This window comes from Nostoc sp. UIC 10890 (assembly GCF_054786515.1).
In genome coordinates, this window is sequence record NZ_JBSGKF010000001.1 from 6323135 (window position 1) to 6349609 (window position 26475).

8 protein-coding genes are annotated in these 26475 nt (G+C 40.9%); all 8 read left to right on the forward strand.

All coding sequences use genetic code 11. From position 1 onward, the window contains the following. Nucleotides 1-6087: a type I polyketide synthase gene (locus ACWATR_RS26150; protein WP_460338748.1), complete on the forward strand. Its 6087-nt coding sequence runs from the start codon at nt 1-3 to the stop codon at nt 6085-6087. Then, nucleotides 6084-9344, forward strand: coding sequence for an amino acid adenylation domain-containing protein (locus ACWATR_RS26155; RefSeq protein WP_460338750.1), 3261 nt, complete (start codon nt 6084-6086; stop codon nt 9342-9344). The genes ACWATR_RS26150 and ACWATR_RS26155 overlap by 4 nt, the downstream gene beginning before the upstream one ends. 126 nt (nt 9345-9470) lie before the next feature. Continuing rightward, entirely contained in the window at nt 9471-11102 is a 1632-nt protein-coding gene (panP, locus tag ACWATR_RS26160; RefSeq protein ID WP_460338752.1) for a pyridoxal-dependent aspartate 1-decarboxylase PanP, read from the forward strand. Between the two features lie 38 nt (nt 11103-11140). Then, the gene (locus ACWATR_RS26165; RefSeq protein ID WP_460338754.1) at nt 11141-15838 is read left to right on the forward strand and encodes a type I polyketide synthase; all 4698 of its coding nucleotides are present in this window, start codon (nt 11141-11143) and stop codon (nt 15836-15838) included. Beyond that, complete coding sequence (locus ACWATR_RS26170) at nt 15831-18956, forward strand: type I polyketide synthase (RefSeq protein WP_460338756.1); 3126 nt, start codon at nt 15831-15833, stop codon at nt 18954-18956. Before ACWATR_RS26165 ends, ACWATR_RS26170 begins: the two co-directional genes overlap by 8 nt. Nucleotides 18957-19086: 130 nt before the next feature. Continuing rightward, entirely contained in the window at nt 19087-23181 is a 4095-nt protein-coding gene (locus ACWATR_RS26175; protein ID WP_460338758.1) for an amino acid adenylation domain-containing protein, read from the forward strand. A gap of 385 nt (nt 23182-23566) precedes the next feature. Beyond that, a complete protein-coding gene (locus ACWATR_RS26180; RefSeq protein ID WP_460338760.1) occupies nt 23567-24946 on the forward strand; it encodes a cytochrome P450 in 1380 nt (459 codons plus the stop codon). Between the two features lie 106 nt (nt 24947-25052). Further along, nucleotides 25053-26441, forward strand: coding sequence for a cytochrome P450 (locus tag ACWATR_RS26185; RefSeq protein ID WP_460338762.1), 1389 nt, complete (start codon nt 25053-25055; stop codon nt 26439-26441). The last annotated feature ends 34 nt before the right edge of the window (nt 26442-26475 follow it).

Sequence of the window (26475 nt, forward strand, 5' to 3'; positions counted from 1 at the left end):
ATGAGTATTCCGACAGACTCAACTTCTCTAAATGGCTCAGAAATAGCAATTATCGGTTTATCAGGGCGATTTCCTGGAGCTAAAAATATTGATGAGTTTTGGGATAATCTCCAAAATGGCAGAGAATCAATTTCTTTTTTCACTGATGAAGAACTCTTATCAGCAGGGATAAATTCATCTATATTAAATGACCCTAACTATGTCAAAGCACAGGCTATATTAGAAGATGCAGAATTATTTGATGCTTCATTCTTTGGCTTTAATCCTAGAGAAGCAGAAATTACCGATCCACAACACCGAATTTTTCTTGAGTGTGCTTGGTCAGCTTTAGAAAATGCTGGATATGATTCACAAACTTATAAAGGTGCTGTCGGAGTTTATGCTGGCTCTAGTTTAAACACCTATTTACTTAATATTTATTTAAATCAAAATATCATCAACTCGGTTGATTCTCAGCAACTTGTGATTGCAGGTAATAAAGATTTTTTAACCACCCGCGTTTCTTACAAACTCAACTTAGAGGGGCCTAGTTATGCTGTACAAACTGCCTGTTCAACTTCATTAGTTGCTGTTCATTTGGCTTGCCAAAGTTTGCTGAATGGGGAATGTGATATTGCTTTAGCTGGTGGTGTTGCTATCAGTGCGGAAAGAAAAGCCGGATATATGTACACAGAAGGAGGAATAGCTTCTCCTGACGGACATTGCCGTGCCTTTGATGCCAAAGCCAAGGGATCTGTAGGCGGCGAGGGTGTAGGTATTGTAGTGTTGAAACGATTAGAAGAGGCTATTAGCGATCGCGACACTATTCATGCTGTAATCAAAGGATCAGCAATCAATAATGATGGTTCATTTAAAGTCAGCTACACAGCGCCCCGCATCGATACCCAAGCAAAGGCAATTAGAACAGCCCAAATAGTCGCCGAAGTAGAAGCGGAAACCATCACTTATGTTGAGGCTCACGGGACTGGAACAGTCTTAGGAGATCCGATAGAAATCGCTGCCCTGACACAAGCTTTTCGCTCAAGTACTCAGAAAAAAGGTTTTTGTGCCATTGGTTCAGTCAAAACCAATATCGGGCATTTGGATACTGCCGCTGGTGTGACGGGATTAATTAAAACCGTTCTGGCACTCAAGCACAAACAGATACCACCAAGCTTACACTTTGAGCTGCCAAATCCTGAAATTGACTTTACCAATAGTCCTTTCTACGTCAACACCCAACTTTCTGAGTGGGAAACAAATGGTATTCCCCGGCGTGCAGGAGTTAGTTCCTTTGGTTTAGGGGGAACGAATGTCCATGTGATTCTTGAAGAAGCGCCGGCTTTAGGGGAGCAGGGGAGCAGGGGAGCAGGGGAGCAGGGGAGAAAATATCATCTATTAGTTCTTTCTGCCAAAACAGAATCGGCGTTGGAAACAGCTACAACAAATCTTGCTAATTATTTGCGAGAACATCCCGATTTAAACCTGGCTGATGTGGCTTACACATTACAGATTGGGCGTAGAAATTTCGACTATCGGCGTGCAGTTGTCTGCCGAGATATTCAAGATGCTGTCAATGCACTTCAAGAACCAAAGCGAGTTTTTACCAATACTCAAAAAACTCAAGAACGCCCTGTAGCATTCATGTTTTCTGGGCTAGGAACTCACTATGTTGATATGGCTCTTGAACTTTATCAAACTGAGCCAACATTTCGTGCCTGTGTTGACCAATGTTGCGAATTCCTTAAAGGGCATCTTCATCTTGATTTGCGAGATGTTTTGTATCCCAATCGCAACAGTAACAATGGAAATCAGCAAAATACTTTCTCTGCTGGGTTTGATTTGCGAAAAATGTTAGGTCGGGGGACGGAACAAGCAGATGTTGCCACTCAAAAGCTGAATCAAACTTTTCTCACTCAACCAGCTATTTTCGTCATCGAATACGCTTTAGCTCAGTTGTGGATATCGTGGGGGATTCGTCCTTCGGCAATGATTGGCTATAGTATTGGTGAATATGTAGCGGCAACTCTAGCCGAGGTTTTATCTCTAGAAGATGCTTTAACTCTGGTAGCGAAAAGAGCGCAAATGATTCAAGAGTTGCCAAGTGGGGCAATGCTAGCGATCGCTCTCTCAGAGTCAGAAATTCAGCCCCTGTTGAATGATAAAATCTCCCTGTCTGCAATTAACGGCTCATCGTTGTGTGTGATTGCAGGTTACACAGATGCTATTGAAGCCTTAGAACAACAGTTGAGCCAACAGGGTTTAGTTGGTAAGCGGTTACAAACTTCCCATGCTTTTCATTCTGTGATGATGGAGGCGATCGCACCAAGTTTTCACAATTTGGTGAACACATTCAGCCTCAAACCCCCGAAAATTCCCTATTTATCTAACGTCACAGGAACTTGGATTACAGCAGATCAAGCAACAGACCCCAGTTATTGGGTGCAGCATCTCTGTCAAGCAGTACGCTTTGCTGATGGAGTTCAACAATTATGGCAAAAAGATCATCCCATTTTATTGGAAGTTGGTTCTGGTCAAGCATTAATTAGTTTTGCATCGCAATGTCTAGAAAGTAACGATAAAGCTAAATCATTAATGCTGCCTTCCCTGCGGCATTCTTATGAGCAACAATCAGATGTCGCCTTCTTAATGAACACATTCAGCCGCCTGTGGCTGGCAGGGGTAAAAATAGATTGGTCTGGTTTTTATGTTCATGAACAATGCAATCGCATTCCCTTACCGACCTATCCTTTTGAACGTCAGCGTTACTGGATTGATGCTAACCCGGAAGCTGCTTTAGCACAGCTATCACCACCAACATTACATAAGAAAAAACCCAATATTGCTGACTGGTTTTATATCCCTTCTTGGAAACGCTCTTTGCACATATCATCAAAATCAGCACAAAAATTATGTTGCTTGGTCTTTATTGATACTATTGGTATTGGTTCACAAGTTGCAAAACAGTTGGAATTAGAAGGGCATGATGTCATTACTGTGACGGTTGGAGAGCAGTTTACCAAGTTAGGCGATTTGGCTTACACAATTAATCCCCAAGCTAGCTGTGACTATGATGCCTTGCTGAAGGAACTATGGGATTTCAAACCAAATGCAATATCCCATTTTTGGAGTTTGACTCCCAAACCACAAGGAGAATCCAAGCATCAGTTCTTTGAAGAGTGTCAAAATAATGGTTTTTATAGTTTACTTTTCTTAGCCCAGGCATTGGGCAAACAAGAAATTACAGATGTCCAAATTCTGGTAGCAACCAACAATGTGCAGGAGGTAAATGGCGATGAAGAGTTGTGTCCTGAACAAGCAACTGTCATCGGAATTTGTAAAGTAATTCCCCAAGAGTATCCCAATATCACTTGTCGTCACATTGATGTAGTCATTCCTGAACCAGAAACATCCCAAGAAAATCAACTCGTAAAACAACTTGTAACAGAACTTACTCAAACGGCAACCGAAAATATAGTTGCTTACCGTGGTAAACATCGCTGGGTGCAAACTTTTGAACCAATACGACTAGAAGAACCAGATCAAGAAACAATTCCCATCAGAGAAGGGGGAGTATATTTAATCGTTGGTGGTTTGGGAGATGTTGGTTTGGTGCTAGCAGAATATCTCGCCCAAACAGCCCGTGTTAAGCTGATTCTTACAGGTCGTTCGAGTTTACCCGCGAAACCAGAGTGGTATCAATGGCTGGCAACTCATGATGAAAGCGATCGCATCAGTCGCAAAATTCAAAAAATACAAGCATTAGAAGCATTGGGTGCATCAGTTTTAATTTGTCGCGCCGATGTTGGCAATCTCGAACAAATGCAAGCAGTCATAGCTCAAGCATCAAACCGCTTTGGCGAGATTCATGGTGTGATTCATGCTGCAACTGTGAGAGTTTACAACACTGTTCAACAGATTAGTAAAACTGAGTGTGAAAATCAATTACACTCCACAGGCTACGGATTGTTTGTCTTAGAAAAGATATTACAAGGAAAACAGCTTGATTTTTGCGTAGTCATATCGTCATTAGCATCTGTTTTGGGAGTAATGGGTATGGCTGCCTATCCAGCAGCACACATATTTACGGATGCTTTTATACACAAACACAATCAAACAAGTCTAGTTCCTTGGTTGAGCATCAATTATGGCGATTGGATTACTCAAGAATCATCTGAAATAGTTACCTTGCCTAAAGGTGCGGACTCGATGATGACGCGGCAAGAAGGACTAGAGGTTTTTAAACGGGCTTTAGCTGTAAGTAAATTTACACAGATAGTCACATCAACAGTAGACTTGGAAACTAGCATCAAAAAATGGATTCAACTTGAATTTAGTCAAGATTCTCAACTTGCACCTAAAACTAGTTCCGCTTCATCTTATTTAAGACCAAATCTAGATAACGCATATATTGCCCCTCGAAGTGAAGTTGAGCAAGCGATCGCCAATATCTGGCAAGAACTCCTTGGTATTGGGCAAGTAGGCATTCACGATAGCTTTTTTGAGTTGGGTGGCGACTCTGTACTTGGCATTCAAGTCAGTGCCAGAGCTGCTAAAGTCGGTTTGCGGTTAACTCCTCAGCAATTATTTGAACATCAAACCATTGCCAAATTAGCAGAGGTGGTAAGCACAACCCAAGTAGTTCAGGCTGAACAAGGTTTAGTAACTGGTTCATTACCCCTGACACCGATTCAGCATAGGTTCTTTGAACGGAATATTTCAGAACCACACCACTGGAACCAATCAATTTTGTTAGAGGCCGCAGAAGTGATCGAGCCAGCGATGTTAAAACAAGCGTGGCAGCAATTACTATTACATCATGATGCCCTTCGCTTGCGGTTCAAATTCTCAGAATGTGGTTGGCAAGCAGTGAACGCTAGCCTGGAAGAAGTACCATTTACACATATAGATTTATCGGCATTGGCATCAGATGCTCAACAACTGGCATTGAAGACAACGGCTGCTCAACTACAAGCTAGCCTGAACCTGTCAACAGGGCCGATTGTGCGGATGGCGCTTTTTAACTTGGGTGCAAATAAATCAAACCACTTGTTCATTGCTAGCCATCACTTGGGAGTAGATCCCGGTTCTTGGCGAATCTTATTAGAGGATCTGCAAACGGCTTATCAGCAAATCCGTCAAGGAAAAGCGATTGATCTGCCACCAAAGACAACCTCTTACAAACAATGGGCTTTGCGGTTAGAGGAATACGCCCACTCAGCAAATTTACAGAAAGCTCAAAATTATTGGTTGAGCGATCGCCACAAACAAGTTTCTCCTCTGCCTGTAGACTATTCTGGGAGTATCAACGATGTCGCATCAGAACAAGTTGTGACAGTAACGCTGAGTAACCAAGATACTCAAGCCCTGCTTCAGGAGGTTCCAGCAGTTTATCGGACTAATACACAAGAAGTTCTGCTTACTGCTTTTGCCCAAGCTTTTGCCCAATGGACAGGCGAAAATTTACTCTTGGTTGATCTTGAAGAAAATGGGCGAGAAGTCAGTACCAGTGGGATAGATAATGTTGATATTTCCAGGACTGTAGGTTGGATTACTACTACTTATCCGGTACTTTTAGACTTGGAAAAAGTTGATCGTCCAGGCGATGCCTTAAAAGTGGTTAAGGAACAGCTACGTAGTATTTCTGGTGAAGGCATTGATTATGGAGTACTGCGTTATTTAAATAAAGATGCAGTAGTTCAAGAAAAAATCCGGTCACTTCCCCAAGCAGAGGTAGCATTCCTTTACGTTGGTCAAATTGCTAAAAGCTTACCCCAAAATTCCTTGTTCCAATTGACCGAAGATTTACCTGACGCGACGCGCAGTCTGCAAGCAACTCGTCCTCATAAGTTACATCTAATTGGGACAATTACCGAAGGTCAGTTGCAGCTTAATTGGTACTACAGCAAGAATGTGCATCGACTAGAGACAATAGAAAAATTATCTGACAATTTTATCAAAGCCCTCTTGTCTATAATTGCTCACTGCCGATCGCTGGAAACTGTAGATTACACCCCTTCAGACTTTGCGGCAGCAAATATCAATCAAGAAAATTTGGCTAAGTTGCTGGCTCAAGTTGGTCAATCAGGCAGGAGGAATTTTTCATGAACAATAATATTGAAGATATCTATGAACTTTCACCCATGCAGCAGGGTATGCTTTTTCACAAACTTGCTGCACCCAGTTCGGTGGTGTATTTCGAGCAGATTTGTTTCACCTTGCAAACTCAACTTGATATCTCAGCCTTCCAAAAAGCTTGGCAACGAGTTGTAGATCGTCACCCGATTTTGCGTACCTCTTTTTATTGGGAAAATCTTGATAAACCTTATCAAGTCGTTCATCAGCAAGTAGATTTGCCGTGGGAATTTCAAGACTGGCAAAATTTATCCTTACAAGAGCAACAAAAGCAGCTAAAAGCTTTCTTAAAAGCAGATAGCGATCGCGGCTTTGACCTTTCCCAAGCTCCTTTAATCCGCCTGACATTGATTCAGGTAGCTGATGATACTTATCAATTCGTCTTCAGCTTTCACCACATCCTCATGGAAGGCTGGTCTATTAGTTGGCTGTGGAACGAATTTTATCAATTTTATCAAGCCTTCTGCCAAGGTAAAGATTTATATCTAGAACGTCCGCGGCTTTACAGAGAATATATTACTTGGTTACAACAGCAAGACTTGCAGAAAGCAGAAGCTTACTGGCGACAGAAACTTAAAGGATTCACCGTACCGACACCAATTGCGGTAAGTAAAACTTCAGCTAGTTTTTCTAGTCAAAAAGAAGCTTATGATCGACAACAGATTCAGATATCGGCTTCTTTGACAACCGCCCTCAAATCTTTTGCACGCAAGCATCAGTTGACCTTAAATATTTTACTTAAAGGAGCCTGGGCTTTACTTTTAAGCCGTTATAGCGGTGAGTCAGATATAGTTTTTGGAGCCACATCTTCAGGCCGGCCGGCTGCGTTGCTAGAGGCAGAATCTATGGTGGGACTCTTTATCAACACGCTGCCACTCCGAGTAGAAGTACCTGCTAATGCTTTTCTTTTGCCTTGGCTGAAAAATCTGCAAGCCCAAGAAGTGGAAATGCGTCAGTACGAATACAGCCCACTGCTACAAATCCAACAATGGAGTGAGATCCCTCGTGGTTTATCACTATTTGATAGCCTTTTAGTTTTTAATAATTATCTAGTAGATTCCAATCAAAGCAACCTAGCTCAAAGCATGGGAATCAGCGAATCTCGCTCATTTGAAAAGACGAACTATCCCCTAACTTTAGTAGTCGAGCCTGATGCAGATTCATTGCATCTGTTGATTCCATACGATACCCGACACTTTGAAAGGGCTACTGTTAGTCGAATATTAAATCATTTAGAGACTTTACTAGAAGGCATTGTAGGCAATCCGCAGCAGCGTTTATCAGAATTACCACTGTTAACTCAAGCAGAGAAGACACAGTTTGCCCAATGGAACAACACGCAAACTGAATATCCGCAAGAAACATCCATTCATAAATTATTTGAAGCGCAAGTTGAGAAAACACCCGATGCCGTAGCAGTAGTATTTGCAGATGAGCAATTAACCTACCGCGAACTCAACACCAAAGCTAACCAATTGGCGCATTACCTGCGTTCATTGGGAGTAGAATCAGAAGTGCTAGTGGGAATTAGTGTAGAGCGATCGCTTTTGATGGTAATCGGACTATTAGCCATCCTCAAAGCAGGTGGCGCATATATACCTCTAGATCCAAGCTATCCTCAACAGCGCCTAGCTTATATGTTAGAAGACTCACAACCAACAGTCTTATTAACACAACAACAGCTAGTAGAAAATCTCCCAGATCACAAAGCCAAACTAATTTGCTTAGATACCAACTGGGAAATTATCGCCCAACATCGCCAACAGAACCCAGATTACCATCTTAGTAGCGATCGCCTAGCTTACGTCATCTACACCTCCGGTTCCACAGGCAAACCCAAAGGAGCGATGAATACCCACAGAGGAATTTGCAATCGCTTACTGTGGATGCAAGACCAATATCAACTAACAGCCACAGATAGAGTTTTACAAAAGACACCATTCAGCTTCGATGTCTCAGTCTGGGAATTCTTCTGGCCATTGATAACAGGTGCGCGGTTAGTAATAGCAAAAGCACAAGGACATCGTGACCCTAATTATTTAGTGAATGTGATTACACAGCAGCAAATAACCACAATTCATTTTGTACCTTCGATGCTGCAAGTGTTTCTCGAAGCAGAAAATTTGGAAACCTGTGAATCCTTACTGCGGGTAATAGTCAGTGGTGAAGCTTTGCCAGTAGAATTACAACAACGCTTTGGCGATCGACTCAACGCCCAACTGCACAATCTCTATGGCCCGACAGAAGCTGCTGTAGATGTCACCTTTTGGCAGTGTAAAAATAGTCTTACTACTCAAAAGACAGTTCCCATTGGTTATCCAATTGCCAATATCCAAATTTATCTTTTGGATGAGAATCTTAACCCTGTCCCCATCGGAGTACCAGGCGAATTATATATTGGTGGTGTAGGCGTAGGTCGGGGTTATTTAAACCGTCCAGAACTAACCGCAGAAAAATTTATCCCCAATCCTTTGAGCGAACAACCGGGAACACGTTTGTACAAAACAGGTGATAAGGCACGCTATTTACCCAATGGAGAAATTGAGTACATTGGTCGAATTGACTACCAAGTGAAGATTCGTGGCTTCCGCATCGAACTTGGAGAAATTGAGGCATTCATTAGCCAATACCCAACAGTACGAGAAACTGTAGTTGTGGCAACAGATACTCAAAGTTTAGTAGCATACATAGTCCCGCACATCGGGCAAACACTATCAATTTCAGAGTTGCGGAATTTCTTAGAATCGAAGTTACCAAGTTACATGGTGCCAGCAGCTTTTGTATTGCTAGAAGCGCTACCTCTTACACCCAATGGTAAATGCGATCGCAAAGCTTTACCAGCACCTAATACTGCACGTCCAGAATTGCAAGCAGTTTATCAGCCACCTCAAACTGAAGTAGAAAAAACTATTGCTGATATTTGGCAAGAAGTAATCCAAGTTGAAAATTTAGGAATTCATGATAATTTCTTTGAACTCGGTGGTCATTCATTGTTATTAGTTCAAGTTCATAGCAAATTGCAAAAAACATTTCAGCGAGACTTTTCTATGATTGAAATGTTTCAATATCCTACTATTAGTCACTTAGCTAGATATCTAATTCAAGAGTCAAGCGAACAGCCATCTTTTACCCAACATTCTCATCGCCCCGAAAGCCGAACAGCTTCAGTACAGCAACGCAAACAAGCTAGAAAAGAACATCGAGCAGCGACAAAGCACAAGTCCCATTAATTTTGCAAGGTTTGTAGTAAACACTTTAGTGCTTAAAAATCCAGGCTGACTACGAACTTATTCAACAAAAATGCACAAAAAAAGAAACCTATCCAAGGATATAAAATGACATTAAGTAAACAAGAAATGTCGAACCAAAATTATTTTGTGAAAACTGAGCAAAAATTACATGATGATATTGAAAAACAAGTGATGCAACTATTTAGTTCATCAAGCCAGGGAATATATATCGAAGAACAAATAGATGCAATAGTTAATGATTTATCTCAAGATTTCTTAAGTACAACCGATGCTAATAGTCGTATTGATTTAGATTTTTTACTAGACAATTATTCTGATAGTCAAATACCTGTCCAACCTGTTGATTTTGAGAGCTATATCCAAAATTTAAGTAACAATGTTGTAGCTCATTCAATCCATACATCCTCGCCACGATTTATTGGTCACATGACCTCGGCGCTTCCTTCTTTTGTGCGCCCAATGGCAAAATTGATGACAGCAATGAATCAAAATGCTGTCAAGATAGAAACTGCTAAAGCCTTAAGCTTTTGTGAACGCGAAGCTTTAGCAATGTTACATCGACTAATTTATAACTTTTCTGATAATTTCTACGCTCAACATATTCAACATAACTTAAGTACCCTAGGAATTTTAGTTTCTGGTGGAACCGTGGCAAATATCACGGCACTTTGGTGTGCCCGAAACGCTTCTTTGGCAGCAAAAAATGATTTTCTTGGTATAGAAAAAGAAGGTTTAGCCGCGGCTCTAGATTTCTATGGCTACAAAGGAGCAGTGATTATTGGTTCTGAATTGATGCATTTCTCCTTTGATAAAGCTGCGGATTTAATGGGTATTGGTACGCAGAGTTTAATTAGAATCCCCACTGATAGTAACAATCGAGTTAATATCCAGAAGTTGCGTCAAACTGTTAAAGAGTGTCGTGACCAAAACTTGCTAATTATTGCAATTGTAGGCATTGCTGGTACTACAGACTCAGGCGGAGTGGATTCATTGTCTGAGATTGCCGACATTGCACAAGCAGCTAATGTTCATTTTCATGTGGATGCTGCTTGGGGTGGGCCACTTATTTTTTCTGAACAACATCGTCATAAACTTGCTGGTATCGAAAAAGCTGATTCAGTAACTATTGATGGGCATAAACAACTATATCTACCAATGGGTATTGGGATGGTTTTTTTGCGCGATCCTTATATAGCAACAGCCATCGAAAAGCAAGCAAGCTATACCATGCGTAAAGGGTCATTTGATTTAGGTAAACGTGCTTTAGAAGGATCTCGGCCTGGTATGGCTCTATTTTTACACGCTGGACTGAATCTGCTGGGACTCAAAGGATATGAATTTTTAATTGATGAAGGAATTAGGAAAACTCAATATATGGCGGATCGTATTTGTAGTATGCCTGAGTTTGAGTTGTTGGCAGAACCTGATACTAACTTGCTTCTCTATAGATATATTCCAGAGCCATTAAGAGAGTTAGTTGCCAAAAAACAGTTGACTGAAATTGACAATCAACTAATCAATAATTTTAATGAATGTTTGCAGAAAAGACAGCGTCAAATTGGTAATACTTTTATCTCACGGACTACAAAATCAGCCACTAGTTTAGGCAAAGAAATTCCTGTTATTGCTCTGCGGGCAGTAATTGCTAATCCGTTAACTAAAGAAGAAGATATTGATGCAGTGCTAAATGATCAAATTCAAATTGCTGCGAAAATAAATGTATCCGATTTTATTTAGAATAGTGACGATTTAGAAGATTACATAAGGTTTTGGTAATGAACTTTTTAACCGATATTAATAACTTAAATGCTCAAGAAGAAATAGCTATCGTTGGTATGTCAGGGCGTTTTCCTGGAGCCGAAAATATTGCTGATTTTTGGCGAAATATCCGAGATGGTGTAGAGTCTATTTCTTTTTTCACAGATGAAGAACTAGTATCGGCTGGAATAGATGCGGCATTGCTAAACCAAAGCAGTTACGTCAAAGCAGGTGGTGTACTAGAAGATGTAGAGTTATTTGATGCTTCATTTTTTGGTTTTTCTCCCAGGGAAGCTGAAATTACAGATCCACAACATCGTCTTTTTTTAGAATGTGTTTGGGAAGCTCTAGAAAATGCTGGCTATAACTCCCAAAACTATGATGGTCAAATTGGCCTTTTTGCTGGTGTCGCTGCCAGTAATTATCTACTTTCCAACTTATATCCCAACCGGGAATTGATGGAGTCAGTAGATAGCTTTCAAATTTTGATTGGAAATGATAAGGATTTTTTACCCACACAAGTTTCATATAAATTGAATCTGAAGGGGCCGAGTATTAATGTTCAGACTGCTTGCTCCACATCTTTAGTTGCTGTTCATTTAGCTTGTCAAAGTTTACTGAATGGTGAAAGTGATATGGCTTTGGCTGGTGGCGTTTCTATAATGGTGCCGCAAAAGTCTGGTTATCAATATCAACCAGGGGGAATCCATTCTCCTGATGGACATTGCCGAGCTTTTGATGCTAAAGCTCAAGGAACTAATGGCGGTAATGGCTTGGGTGTAGTGGTTTTGAAAAGATTAGAGGATGCCATTGCCGATGGTGACTTGATTTACGCAGTAATTAAAGGTTCAGCTGTTAATAACGATGGTTCCTTAAAGGTGGGATATACAGCCCCCAGTGTCGATGGACAAAGGGAAGTTATTTTAGAAGCCCTTGCTTTAGCAGGAGTAGAACCTGAGACGATCGCCTATATAGAAACACATGGTACTGGCACTGCATTAGGAGATCCCATTGAAATCAAGGCTTTGACACAGGCTTTTCGTGCTAGTACTGACAAAAAAAACTTTTGTGCGATCGCCTCAGTAAAAACAAATATAGGTCACTTAAACACAGCAGCAGGAGTCACAGGCTTAATTAAAACAGTCCTGGCACTAAAAAATCAACAAATACCACCTAGTCTACACTTTGAACAACCCAACCCAGAAATAGACTTCGCCAACAGCCCCTTCTACGTCAACACCAAATTATCACCTTGGGAAAGCAACGGCACACCACGCCGCGCCGGAGTTAGTTCCTTCGGCATTGGTGGTACAAACGCCCACGTGATTTTAGAGCAAGCCCCGGATTTAGGGCAGAGGGGCAGAGGGGCAGGGGAGCAGAGGGGCAGGGGGGCAGAGGGGCGGGGGAGCAGGGGAGCAGGGGGGCAGGGGAGAAGGTATCAATTGTTGGTAGTTTCTGCCAAAACTAGCACGGCTTTAGAAACAGCTACAGCTAATCTAGTCAGGCATCTTCAAGAACATCCTCAAATTAACCTCGCAGATGTCGCTTACACCCTACAAGTTGGTCGTCAAGCATTTGAACATCGACGTATATTAGTATGTTGTAATCAAAACGATGCGGTGGAAGCATTAACCAGCCAAAATCCGCAACGTGTATTTACCTACCACCACAAACCCAGTCACCGTCCAGTTATCTTCATGTTTTCTGGACAAGGGACGCAATATGTCAACATGGCGCAGGAACTCTACGAAGTTGAACCGACATTTCGGCAAAATATAGATACTTGCGCCGAGATTCTTCAGCAACACCTAAATCTTGACATCCGCCAGATACTTTTCCAAGACGAAACAAAAGTTACCGAACAACTACAACAAACCGCCCTTACTCAACCAGCATTATTTGTGATTGAATATGCCCTAGCTCAATTATGGATGGAATGGGGCGTACATCCAGAAGCAATGATTGGGCATAGCATCGGGGAATATGTCGCTGCAACCATTGCGGGTGTCTTTTCTCTAGAAGATGCTTTGGCTATAGTTGCCACTAGGGGACGACTGATGCAACAGTTACCCACAGGTAGTATGTTAGCAATTCCACTACCAGTAGAAAATTTGCGATCGCTCTTAACTGATGATACGCAAATTGCAGCGGTTAATAGCCCCTCTTCTTGTGTGGTTTCTGGTGAGAGTGAAGCTATAACTGCACTGCAAAATCAATTATTACTCCAAGGAATTGAATGTCGGATGTTGCACACATCTCACGCTTTTCATAGTGAAATGATGCAACCGATTCTGCCGGAGTTTGTCAATGCTTTGAGCAAGGTGAAACTGAATGTGCCAAGTATTCGCTTTATTTCCAATGTGACTGGGACTTGGATTAGTGATAGTGATGCGACTAATCCCAGCTATTGGGGTGAACATTTGCGCCAGACTGTGCGTTTTTCTGATGGTATATCGCAACTTTTGCAACAATTTGAGGGTGTTTTCTTGGAGGTGGGGCCGGGACGGACGTTAACTACTTTGACAAAACAGCATTTACAATCTGATTCTAAACAACTGGTGGTGAATTGTTTACCCCATGTTAAAGAAGAACAATCTGATTTTGCTTATTTATTGCAAGCTTTAGGTCGGTTGTGGTTGTTTGGTGTTGAGATTGATTGGTCTGGGTTTTATCTTCATCAACGGCATTTGCGTTTGCCTTTGCCTACTTATCCTTTTGAACGTCAACGTTATTGGATTGAACCCAAAAAACAAAAACCAGATAATTATCCTAGTTCAGTATCACTGGGTAAAAAGCCTGATATTTCTGACTGGTTCTATATTCCTTTCTGGAAACCATCTTTAGTCTCAGCACCGCTTGAATACACATCTCAACAATCTTGTACTTTAGTATTTATTGATGAGTGTGGCTTGGGTGCTAAATTAGTCAAACAGTTAAAACAAAAAAAACAAAAAGTTATTATTGTTAAAGTTGGAACAGAGTTCACAAGAATTAATGAAGGTGAATATACTCTTAATCCTCAGTATAATTATGACTACGATACTTTAATCAAAGAACTATTAACACAACATAAATTACCAAAGTCCATTGTTCATTTATGGAGTGTCACACCTGCCAATGACAAAGAATTGAAAATAGAAGAAGTTGAAAAAGCACAGCTAGCTGGATTTTATAGTCTACTATTTCTTGCCCAAGCTTTGTCAAAACAAGAAATTACGGATGATTTTCAAATTACAGTCATTTCTAACAATTTACAGGCAGTAACAGGAACTGAAGTACTTTGTCCAGAAAAAGCAACTTTACTTGGTACAATTAAAGTTATATCTCAAGAATATTCAAATCTTAATTGTCGTAGCATTGATGTTAATTTGCCTAATATTGGTAGTTGGCAAGAAGAAAAATTTGTAGAAAAGTTGCTGGCAGAATTAACTATTTTTAATTCTGATAAAGTGATTGCTTACCGAGGTTTGAATCGCTGGGTGCAAAGTTTTGAACCAGTACACTTTGATGAAGCTAATCTAGGAAAATCACAATTAAGGCAAAAGGGAGCCTACCTGATTACAGGTGGACTTGGAGGTATTGGACTTGTTGTAGCAGAATATTTAGCACAAACTGTACAAGCAAAACTACTATTAACAGGACGTTCGATTTTACCTAGCCGAGATGAATGGGACAAATGGTTGATTGCTCACGATGAAACTGATAGTATTAGCTGCAAAATTCGCAAAGTAAAAGAACTAGAACAGTTGGGTGCAGAAGTTTTGGTAGTGAATGCTGATGTTACCAACCCCGAACAAATGCAAAATGCGATCGCTCAAGCTCAACAGCAATTTGGTAATCTAAATGGTGTGATTCATGCTGCGGGTATTCTTGGCGGCGAGTCTATTGAAAAGATCCGGAAAATTGATTGTGAGCAGCAATTCCAACCAAAAGTACATGGACTTTTAGTTTTAGAAAAAGTTTTACAAGACAAACAGCTTGATTTTTGTTTATTACTATCTTCTTTATCATCTGTATTAGGAGGATTAGGATTTGTTGCATACTCAGCAGCAAATATCTTTATGGACGCTTTTGTACACAAACATAATCAAAATCATCCAGTTTCATGGACAAGCATAAGTTGGGATGGTTGGCAACTTCAAAAAGAAGATAAACAAAGTACATCTGTAGGTGTAAGTTTAGATGAATTAGCTATTCAGCCAGAAGAAGGTATAAAAGCATTTAAAAGAATTTTTAACTGTAGTCAGTTTAATCATATAATTGTCTCAACTGGAGAACTTAAAGCTAGAACTGACCAATGGCTAAAGCTGGAATCTTTACCAGCAAGAGCAGCAAATTTATTACTTCATGACAGACCTGATTTAGAAAATCTATATGTTGCTCCAAGAAATGAAATTGAGCAAAATATTGCTAATATATGGCAAGAGATTCTAGGAATCAGAACTGTCGGACTGAATGATAACTTTTTTGAATTAGGAGGAGATTCTCTCTTAATAATTCAAGTTCGCAGTAAAATTCTGAAATCCTTAAATAAAAATTTGTCCGTTGCTGAATTATTTGAATATTCAACCGTAAGTACCTTGGCTGAATATCTCGGCAAAAAACAAGTTGAGGAACCAACATTTCAACAAGCCGATCAACGTGCCAGCAGAAAAGAAGCGGCTATGCAAGAAAAAAGACAATTAATGCAACAAAGGAGGAAGGTAAATGGATAACCAACAAATCCAAGAAGATTCCATCAAAGGCATAGCCGTAATTGGTATGGTTGGTCGTTTTGCTGGAGCCAAAAGCATTGATGAATTTTGGGATAATTTATGTCAAGGAAAGGAGTCAATTTCATTCTTCAGTGATGAAGAACTAGAGGCTTCAGGCGTAGATCCAGCATGGCTGAACGATCGCAATTATGTAAAAGCTGGTGTTCGTCTGTCAGATATCGAGATGTTTGACGCGCCTTTCTTTGATTTCTCACCAAAGGAAGCCGAGATCATCGATCCTCAACACCGGATTCTACTTGAGTGTGCTTGGGAAGCATTGGAAAATGCCGGTTATAACCCAAGTTCAGGCAAAGGCTTAACCGGTGTTTATGTGGGAACTAATATGAGTAACTATTTTCTGAGTAATCTCAGTTCCCACCCTGATATTATCCAATCAAGGGGTTTGGCAGTTATATATGGCAATAGTCAGGACTTTGCAGCTACAAGAGTTTCATATAAATTAAATCTCAAAGGGCCGAGTATCAATGTTCAGACTGCCTGTTCTACATCGTTAGTTGCTGTGCATTCAGCCTGTCAAGGATTGCTAAACTATGAGTGCGATATGGCTTTGGCAGGTGGGATTTCTATAGAATCTCTGCAAAAGCAAGGTTATTTTTATCAAGAAGGAAGTATAACTTCTCCTGATGGCCACTGTCGCGCCTTTGATGCTAATGCCCAAGGAACGATTTTTGGGGATGGCGCGGGTATTGTTGTCCTTAAAAGATTAGAAGATGCCTTGACAGATGGTGACTGCATTCACGCAGTAATTAAAGGTTCAGCCATCAATAACGATGGTGCGGCTAAGGTAGGATATACAGCTCCGAGTGTGAGTGGTCAAGCTGAAGTGATTGCTGAGGCTCAAGCGATCGCTGGGGTTGCTGCGGAAACTATCACTTACATTGAGGCTCATGGAACAGGTACAGCTTTAGGCGATCCGATTGAAATTAGTGCCCTGAAAAAGGCGTTTGCAGCCCGTACTAAACAAAAAAACTTTTGTGCGATCGCCTCAGTAAAAACCAATATAGGCCACTTAAACACAGCAGCAGGAGTCACAGGCTTAATTAAAACAGTCCTAGCCCTAAAAAATCAACAAATACCACCTAGTCTACACTTCCAACAACCCAACCCAGAAATAGACTTCGCCAACAGCCCCTTCTACGTCAACACCAAATTATCACCTTGGGAAAGCAACGGCACACCACGCCGCGCCGGAGTTAGTTCCTTCGGCATTGGTGGTACAAACGCCCACGTGATTTTAGAGCAAGCCCCGGATTTAGGGCAGAGGGGCAGAGGGGCAGGGGAGCAGAGGGGCAGGGGGGCAGAGGGGCGGGGGAGCAGGGGAGCAGGGGGGCAGGGGAGAAGGTATCAATTGTTGGTAGTTTCTGCCAAAACTAGCACGGCTTTAGAAACAGCTACAGCTAATCTAGTCAGGCATCTTCAAGAACATCCTCAAATTAACCTCGCAGATGTCGCTTACACCCTACAAGTTGGTCGTCAAGCATTTGAACATCGACGTATATTAGTATGTTGTAATCAAAACGATGCGGTGGAAGCATTAACCAGCCAAAATCCGCAACGTGTATTTACCTACCACCACAAACCCAGTCACCGTCCAGTTATCTTCATGTTTTCTGGACAAGGGACGCAATATGTCAACATGGCGCAGGAACTCTACGAAGTTGAACCGACATTTCGGCAAAATATAGATACTTGCGCCGAGATTCTTCAGCAACACCTAAATCTTGACATCCGCCAGATACTTTTCCAAGACGAAACAAAAGTTACCGAACAACTACAACAAACCGCCCTTACTCAACCAGCATTATTTGTGATTGAATATGCCCTAGCTCAATTATGGATGGAATGGGGCGTACATCCAGAAGCAATGATTGGGCATAGCATCGGGGAATATGTCGCTGCAACCATTGCGGGTGTCTTTTCTCTAGAAGATGCTTTGGCTATAGTTGCCACTAGGGGACGACTGATGCAACAGTTACCCACAGGTAGTATGTTAGCAATTCCACTACCAGTAGAAAATTTGCGATCGCTCTTAACTGATGATACGCAAATTGCAGCGGTTAATAGCCCCTCTTCTTGTGTGGTTTCTGGTGAGAGTGAAGCTATAACTGCACTGCAAAATCAATTATTACTCCAAGGAATTGAATGTCGAATGTTGCACACATCTCACGCTTTTCATAGTGAAATGATGCAACCGATTCTGCCGGAGTTTGTCAATGCTTTGAGCAAGGTGAAACTGAATTTGCCAAGTATTCGCTTTATTTCCAATGTGACTGGAACTTGGATTAGTGATAGTGATGCGACTAATCCCAGCTATTGGGGTGAACATTTGCGGCGGACTGTGCGTTTTTCTGATGGTATATCGCAACTTTTGCAACAATTTGAGGGTGTTTTCTTGGAGGTGGGACCGGGACGGACGTTAACTACTTTGACAAAACAGCATTTACAATCTGATTCTAAACAACTGGTGGTGAATTGTTTACCCCATATTAAAGAAGAACAATCTGATTTTGCTTATTTATTGCAAGCTTTAGGTCGGTTGTGGTTGTTTGGTGTTGAGATTGATTGGTCTGGGTTTTATATTCATCAACGGCATTTGCGTTTGCCTTTGCCTACTTATCCTTTTGAACGTCAACGTTATTGGATTGATGCAAAATCATCATCACCTTCTTTTAGTAGCGAACCAATCGCATTACATGAAAAACCTTCTAATCAATTAGATTCATCCTATTCCTATTTCAGACCTAATATCAGTAATTCCTATGTTGCTCCGACTAATGAGTTGGAAAAACAAGTAACTGAAATATGGCAAGAAGTTATTGGAATTGCACAAGTTGGTATTTACGATAACTTCTATGAGTTGGGAGGGGATTCTCTCATTGCAACTCAACTAGTTTCTCGATTGCGAGCCAAGTTTCCAGTAGAGTTACCACTCCGTGACCTGTTAGTGCAAGCTATGATACCAGCTAAACAGGCAGAAATGATTGAACAACTTCTTCTAGAGAAGATTGAAGAATTATCAGAAGAACAGGTTGCTGTTCTTTTGGCTGGTGTATCGTAGTCTTTGAAGACGCGATTTATCGCGTCTCTACATGAGCGATAAATCGTTTCTCTACATGAGGGTTTTGTTGCTCATTCTGAACTGTGTTTATGTATAAATTACTTAAAAAAATATCAAATAATTGTTAACAATGGAACAACAATACTCTAATTTAACTCCAGCTAAAAAAGCCCTTTTAGAAAAATGGAAGGGAGGAAAGTTTAAAGCTGATACTATTCCCAAACGTCAAGTATTTAATCATGTTCCTTTGTCTTTTTCTCAACAAAGGCTATGGTTTATTGACCAACTTTACCACGGGAGTTCTTTCTATAATATTCCGAGCGCTTTTCACTTACAGGGGTTGCTTAATATTAAAGCACTCCAGCAAAGTTTGAATGAAATCATCAGGCGGCATGAAGTTTGGCGGACAAGTTTTATACTCGTCAATGGACAGCCAGCCCAGCATATTACACCAGATGTAACCTGGGAATTACCTATTGTCAATCTTGAGCATTTATGTGGTGGAGATTGGGAAGAAGAGATTAAACAAATTGCAGCAGAATCAGCAAAAAAAACTTTCAATTTAGCTAAAGAGTCTTTAGTCAGAGCGACTTTATTCCGCTTAGGTGAAGAAGAACATATTTTCCTTTTGACCATGCACCACATTATTACAGATGGATGGTCTATTGGTGTGTTTTTGAAAGAGTTGGCAACGCTGTATGCAGCATTCTCAACAAATCAGCCGAATCCCTTATCGGAACTTCCGATCCAGTATGCAGATTTTGCAGTTTGGCAACGCGATCGCTTGCAAGGTGATTTGCTCAAAACTCAACTCAATTACTGGAAGCAACAACTAAGTGGCGAATTACCCATATTACAGTTACCTACAGATCGTCCACGACCTACTATTACGAGTTTTACTGGTGCTAAACAATACTTTGCATTCTCTAAAAGTCTGACAGATGCACTCAATCAATTAAGTCAGCGAGAAGATGCCACTTTGTTTATGACTTTGCTGGCAGCATTTAACATCTTGCTATATCACTACACCAACCAAGAAGACATCCTCATCGGTTCTCCAATTGCCAACCGCAATCGAGCCGAATTAGAAAAGATGCTGGGTTTATTTGTGAATACTTTGGTGTTGCGTAATAATCTTAGTGGTAATCCCAGTTTCCGCGAACTTTTACATCGCGTGCGTGAAGTGACACTTGATGCTTATGCACATCAAGATTTGCCTTTCGAGATGCTTGTAGAAGAATTGCAACCTGAGCGAGACTTAAGCCGGAATCCACTTTATGAAGTGATGTTTGTCCTGCAAAATACACCAATGTCTGTGCAGGAAGTTTCTGGTCTCACTTTGCGTACTTTGGAGTTCGATAGTGGTACGGCTCAACTAGATATTTTTCTGTCGTTGTCTGAATCTCCAGAGGGATTGGCAGGGTGTTTAGAGTACAACACTGATATTTTTGATTCAGCTACAATTACCCAATTTATTAGACATTTTCAGACGTTATTAGAAAATATTATTGATAATCAAGAGCAGCCTATTTCAGAATTATCATTATTAACTGCAAAAGAGCGATCGCAACTTTTATTTGACTGGAATCAGACTCATGCAGATTATCCCCAAGATGCGTCTATTCATCAACTCTTTGAGGAACAAGTCAAGCGATCGCCTGATGCATTAGCCTTAATTAGTCAGTCTGAACAATTATCTTATCGTCAACTCAACCAAAGGGTTAATCAACTTGCTCATTATTTACAAAAACTGGGTGTCACAACAGAAACCCTTGTAGCGATATGTCTAGAACGCTCACCAGAAATGGTTATAGGAATTTTAGCTGTTCTCAAAGCTGGAGGTGCATACATTCCTCTTGATCCTAATTATCCTCTAGAGCGCTTGAATTTCATGCTCTCTGACTCCCAAGCTGCGGTGTTAATCACTCAACAAGAAATATTAACAAAGCTACCTGAATCTTCAGCTAAAATTGTTTGCTTGGATATTCACGAACACGAAATTGCTCAAGAAAGTCTAGAAAACCCCATTAACACTGCAAAAGCCGAGAGTCTTGCTTACATTATCTATACTTCCGGCTCTACTGGGACTCCTAAAGGTGTTCTTGGCACTCATCGCGGTACTGTCAATGGCTTGCACTGGCTGTGGAAAACCTATCCCTTTACCCCAGGAGAAGTTTGTTGCCAGAAGACAGCTATTAGCTTTGTAGATTCAGTATGGGAAATTTTTGCTCCTTTGCTTCAGGGAATTGCTACTGTGATTATCAGTAATGCAACTGTCAAAGAACCGCAACTATTTATTCAAGCTCTAGCAGATAACAAAGTGACGCGAATTATACTTGTTCCCTCACTGCTGCGGTTACTTTTAGATACTTACAGTCATCTTACTAGAAATTTATCGCAACTAAAACTTTGGATAGCTAGTGGGGAAGCCCTATCTTTGGAGTTAGTTCAAACTTTCCAAAAAGTACTGCCATTTGCCAAACTAATCAATCTTTATGGCTCATCAGAAGTTTCTGCTAATGTTACTTATTACGACACTAGTTTATTGCCAGATAATTTAAATAGTGTTCCTATTGGTCGCCCGATTGATAATACTCTAGTTTATGTATTGAATCAACATTTACAATTAACACCACCAGGAATTATTGGTGAACTTTATACAGGTGGAGATGGATTAGCCAAAGGATATTTACATCGTCCAGAATTAAACCAAGAAAAATTCATTGATCACCCATTTATTCCAGGAAAAAAACTTTATAAAACAGGTGACTTAGGGCGTTACCTCAGCGATGGTAATCTGGAGTATTGTGGTCGTCGTGATGACCAAGTAAAAATTCGTGGCTTTCGAGTGGAACTAGGAGAAATTGCCGCTGCGATCGCACAACACAAAGATGTACGAGAATGTATCATTATTATCCACGATGCTCCTGAAGGCGATCGCTGTTTGATTGCATATTTAGTCACAGATAATCAAGATATTGCAGCACAGCTATTGCCTTATTTGCAACAAAAGCTGCCAAATTACATGATACCTGCTACATTTGTGGTATTAGATGCGCTCCCCCTTACACCCAATGGCAAAGTAGATAAGCAAGCTCTTGCCACGGATAAAATTATCCGTTTAAATATTGCAAACTCATTTATTTCTCCCCGTAATTTTACAGAATTAGCTTTAGTAAAAATTTGGGAAAATCTCCTAAATAGCAACCCTATTGGAGTCACAGATAACTTTTTTGACTTGGGTGGTCACTCATTTTTAGCTGTACGTTTAATGGCTCAAATTCAGGACAAATTTGGGCACAATCTACCTTTGTCTACTTTATTTGAAAACCCAACAATTGAAAAACTAGCGATTATTGTCACTCAGCCATATCGTGAAGGTTCTGCTTCTCCTTTAGTAGCAATTCAACCTTCTGGTTCCAAGACTCCTTTCTTCTGTATGCATGGCGCTGGTGGAACCATTAATAACTACTTTAACTTGTCGAGAAGGCTAGGTGAAGAATACCCATTTTATGGTTTAGAACATACCCTTGGAGAAGAAGAACCAGAAATTATTTCTGTAGAAGAAACCGCAACTCGCTACCTCAAAGAAATTCGTCAAGTACAACCACATGGCCCTTATCTTTTAGGAGGTTTTTGTTATGGTGGTGTAGTTGCTTTTGAAATGGCCCAACAATTACAAAGGCAGGGTCAAGCAGTGGGTTTGTTAGTTGTTATCGATGCCATATTACCAGAAACAGCTATTAAACCTACAGATGATGATGATGCTAAGTTCTTACTCCGCATTGCTGAATCAATCAAAACCGATAATAATATCGATTTTTCCCTTCCTTTTGAAGAACTTCGGGATTTATCACTAAAAGAGCAACTGCATTTAGTCAATAAAAAAGCTAACTTTATCTTTAGTGATGCAGAAATTCAAGATTTTATCCAACATTACAAACTTTTCAAAGTCCATGTCCAAGCCATGCGAGATTATATTCCTCAGATTTATCCTCACAAAACGACTCTTTTTAGAGCTAGTGAGGAAATTATTCATGATTTTGAGAGTCCAGAATTTCAGACTAACGATCCTTTATTAGGTTGGGGTAAATATTCCCGTCTACCTATTGAAGTTGTGGAAATTCCAGGAGATCATTTCTCAATTTTTGTCGAACCTCAGATTCAGGAATTAGCCAAACAATTGAGAATTTATATTGATAATGCCTTAGATAATGTATTATAGACGAATGGCAATAATAAAAGCCCAAAGGCTTGTGTAATCTCGTTCCCAGCCTCCAGGCTGGGAATGCATTCATTGAGTCTCTGACTCAATGTCTATGGAGGCATCAGCCATTCCCATGCTCTGCATGGGAACGAGAGAAATAGGAAATCGAACTTTTTTCGACTTGTGTGTACACCGTAGCCGTAGAAGCTGAGAAACAGTCAGAGCAAGGGCTGTATCTTTTCTTAGGGACTTCCAAGAAATAAATTATTCCAATTTCTGGACTCAACACGACTGTTCCTCCCCCTGCTCCCTGCCCCCCTGCCCTTAAAACGATGGGATATTTTTTTATTTGGAAGTCCCTTAGTGCCACTCTATTTATAGACAACAGGAGTCAAGAAGACTGATGAAACTACCTCCAGGGCCGAAAACCCCCTCCTGGCTACTCAATCTCCAATTTGAGACTGACCCTTTTGGCTATATGGATTCTATATCCCAAAGCTATGGTGACATCGTTACCATCATGCTGGGTTCTACACCGATAGTTTACGTTAGTAATCCCTTTGGGATAAAGGAGATTTTTACTAATACTAAAGAAATTACAGCTAGGGGTGAATTAAACCAAGATTTCGCATTTCTGACAGGAAACCAAGGAATTTTGCAACTTGATGGCTTGTGCCACAAACATCGTCGCAAGCTTTTAATGCAAGCTTTTCACGGAGATCGAATGCAAGCCTGTGGACGGCGTATTTGCGAACTTACAGAAAAAATTATGAGTTCATTGGCTTTCGCCAAACATTTCGTCGCCTACCCCACTATTGAAGATATCACCCTGCGCGTAGGTATAGAGGTGGTGATGGGATTGCGTGAGGGAGAACGTTATGAAAAAATCAAGTATTTATTCGCTGAAATTATTAAATATCAACAATCAATTCTTTACCAACTGATGATGAAGTTACCCTTTCTCCCAAAGGGTTTAGATCGGTGGAGTCCCAGAAGATACCTACTTCATCTACGGGAGGAACTTTTCAGTTTGCTAGAGACTGAAGTCCAAGAACGTCGTCAGCAAGCAGATTCCTCACGCACCGATATGCTCAACGATCTGATATTTGCTCGTGATGAAGCAGGTGAAGCATTAAGCGATGAGGAAATACGTGATCTTCTATTATCGCCCATATTTGCAGCTCAAGATGCATCAGCAACTGCGATCGCTTGGGCTTTATATTGGATTCACCGTTTACCTGTAGTTAAAGAAAAACTGCTGCAAGAACTCGATAACCTTGGTGAACATCCAGATCCCATGCATATCGTTGCACTACCTTACCTTAGTGCTGTTTGTAATGAAGCTTTGCGAATTTACCCAACGCAATTATTTGCCTTTCCCAGGTTGGTAGAGTCGCCAGTTGAAATTATGGGCTATGAATTGAGTCCAGGAACAGTATTAATTGGTAATATTTATCGGACACATCAGCGAGAAGATTTATACCCACAACCGCAACAATTTCAGCCAGAACGCTTTTTAAAAAAGCAATTCTCTCCTTATGAATTTTTGCCCTTTGGCGGCGGTACTCGTGTTTGTATTGGCGGAAGTTTTGCCTTATTTGAAATGAAGCTTGTATTAGCAACAATTATTTCCAACTATCAACTCACCTTAGTTGACAAGCGACCAGAAAAACCAAAATTTGGCGGTCTAATTTCTTACCCAGCTAGTGGGGTAAAAATGTTCATGCATGGTCGGCGGCAGCATCAAGGGCAGTCACAACCACTTGTTGCTGGCTTACTTTAGTCTCTAGAAATTGTAGATCAATATCTATTCGCTATGGAAGTAAAAAATATGCTTAAAATTTAAAAAAATTATGCAGTATCCACTAGAGAATAGAAGTAAAAAAACAATGACAAAACTACCTCCAGGCCCAAAAACCCCCTCCTGGTTACTAAATCTGCAATTTGAAGCTAACCCTTTAGGCTATATGGATGCTATTGCCAAACGCTATGGTGACATCATCACTGTAATGTCTGGTTCGACACCAATAGTTTACGTTAGCAATCCTTTAGGAATTAAAGAGTTGTTCACTAATACCGAACAAATTACAGCTGCTGGTGCATTAAACCAAGAAGCAGCTTTTATGGTGGGAGAACAAGGAGTTTTGCAACTTGATGGCTTACGTCATAGACATCGGCGCAAACTTTTAATGCAGACTTATCATGGAGCGCGGATGCAAACCTGTGGGCAACGTATCTGCGAACTTACAGAGAAAATTATCAATCAACAGGCGATCGGCAAACCGTTTCTCGCCTATTCTACAGTGGTAGACATCACCTTGCGAGTAGGCATAGAAGTTGTGATGGGATTGTGTGAAGGAGAGCGCTATGAAAAAATCAAGCATCTCTTTACTTTGATGTATAAACATGTAACTTCACCCCTATTTGATATCACCTCAAAACTTCCCTTTGGGCGACGGGATTTAGGTCGGTGGAGTCCGTGGGGATACCGTAGTTACCTCAGGCAAGAAATTTTCCAACTTCTATATACCGAAGTCCAAGAACGCCGCCAGCAAGCAGATACGTCACGCACTGACATGCTCAGTGACCTGATCTTTGCTCGTGATGAAGCAGGTGAACCATTAAGTGATGAAGAAGTGCGCGACCTCTTAGTATTACCTATATTCGCAACTACAGAAGGTGCAGCACTTGTGATTGTCTGGTCTTTGTATTGGACTCACCGTATACCTGCTATTCGTGAACGACTGCTTGAGGAACTTGATAGCCTAGGTGATAACCCAGACCCCATGAGCATTGTGGCATTACCCTACGTCAATGCTGTTTGTAACGAAGTTTTACGAATTTACCCAAGCGCCTTATTTATGATGCCGCGGTTGGTAGAGTCACCAGTTGAGATTATGGGCTATGAGTTGAATCCGGGAACAGTTCTCATTGGTAACATTTATCGGACGCATCAGCGAGAAGATTTATATCCACAGCCTCAACAATTTCGACCAGAGCGCTTTCTAGAAAAGCAATTCTCCCCTTACGAATTTTTGCCCTTCGGGGGTGGTGCCCGTGGTTGTATTGCAGGCACTTTTGGTATGTTTCAAATGAAGCTTGTGTTGGCAACAATTCTTTCACGCTATCAACTGACTTTGGTAAACAAACAACCAGAAAAACCAAAAATTGTAGATAATATGAACCTTTGTCGTCCAGCTAGTGGGGTAAAAATGTTCATGCATGGTCGGCGGCAGCATCAAGGACAGTCACAACCACTTGTTGCTGGCTTACTTTAATCTCTGAAGTGGGTTTTTCGTTTTTCTGAATTTA

Bases quoted from the DNA above. Each gene is read 5' to 3' on its own strand.
- ACWATR_RS26165 (WP_460338754.1), top strand. From the start codon at position 11,141: ATGAACTTTTTAACCGATATTAATAACTTAAATGCTCAAGAAGAAATA.
- ACWATR_RS26185 (WP_460338762.1), top strand. From the start codon at position 25,053: ATGACAAAACTACCTCCAGGCCCAAAAACCCCCTCCTGGTTACTAAAT.
- ACWATR_RS26170 (WP_460338756.1), top strand. From the start codon at position 15,831: ATGGATAACCAACAAATCCAAGAAGATTCCATCAAAGGCATAGCCGTA.
- ACWATR_RS26150 (WP_460338748.1), top strand. From the start codon at position 1: ATGAGTATTCCGACAGACTCAACTTCTCTAAATGGCTCAGAAATAGCA.
- panP (WP_460338752.1), top strand. From the start codon at position 9,471: ATGTCGAACCAAAATTATTTTGTGAAAACTGAGCAAAAATTACATGAT.
- ACWATR_RS26155 (WP_460338750.1), top strand. From the start codon at position 6,084: ATGAACAATAATATTGAAGATATCTATGAACTTTCACCCATGCAGCAG.
- ACWATR_RS26175 (WP_460338758.1), top strand. From the start codon at position 19,087: ATGGAACAACAATACTCTAATTTAACTCCAGCTAAAAAAGCCCTTTTA.
- ACWATR_RS26180 (WP_460338760.1), top strand. From the start codon at position 23,567: ATGAAACTACCTCCAGGGCCGAAAACCCCCTCCTGGCTACTCAATCTC.